The following is a 605-nucleotide window of genomic DNA, read 5'->3' on the forward strand; positions in this document are numbered from 1 at the left end:
AAAAAAATGAATGATGAACAGCGACAAAAAATAGCCATCAAAATCTATGAGTCCACGGGCGTGATGTATGACAAAAACGATCCGGTTTTTGCACTCGCGTTAATTAACGCTGAAATCAACAAAATGCTCATCTCGGATTTAGAGGATAAACACCAATGTTTAATTAACGCAATTGAAGAATTGCCGACAAAGATTGAAGCCTCATTGGAAAAGTTGATTGTCGGATTAGAAGAGGCAGAAAAAAGTTATACAGAAATTAACGTTAAGCACCGAAATATACTCAACAATCAACTGGATGAAGCCAAACTTGAGATCCGCTGCGCGATAAAAAATGAAATAACAGGTGGGATATCTGAAGCCATCAGTCATGCCAAAAAGCAACTCAATCAACTGGTAAATCAGGTAGAAGATGTTTCGACAAACTGCAGTTTTGTTAACGACAAAAGTTGGGTAGCTATTATCATCACGTCGACCGCACTCATTATTTCAATCTGTTTCAATGCGATTGCTTACATTTTTAGATAACTTTGCCATCACCGGCATTAACCATTTTTAAATTCCGCTTCCTCAACGATATTGTTCGCTGCTCGCAAGCTGCGCTGCGC

General features: G+C 38.8%; 1 protein-coding gene. It reads left to right on the forward strand.

What is annotated here, in order from left to right; translation table 11 throughout:
* Positions 1-525 (forward strand): hypothetical protein (locus tag H1X92_RS00020; protein ID WP_180558289.1); only part of this gene is annotated, 525 nt, incomplete at its 5' end.
* Between the last annotated feature and the right edge of the window lie 80 nt (positions 526-605).

Source organism: Arsenophonus endosymbiont of Apis mellifera, from assembly GCF_903968575.1.
In the GTDB taxonomy this organism is placed as follows: domain Bacteria; phylum Pseudomonadota; class Gammaproteobacteria; order Enterobacterales; family Enterobacteriaceae; genus Arsenophonus; species Arsenophonus apicola.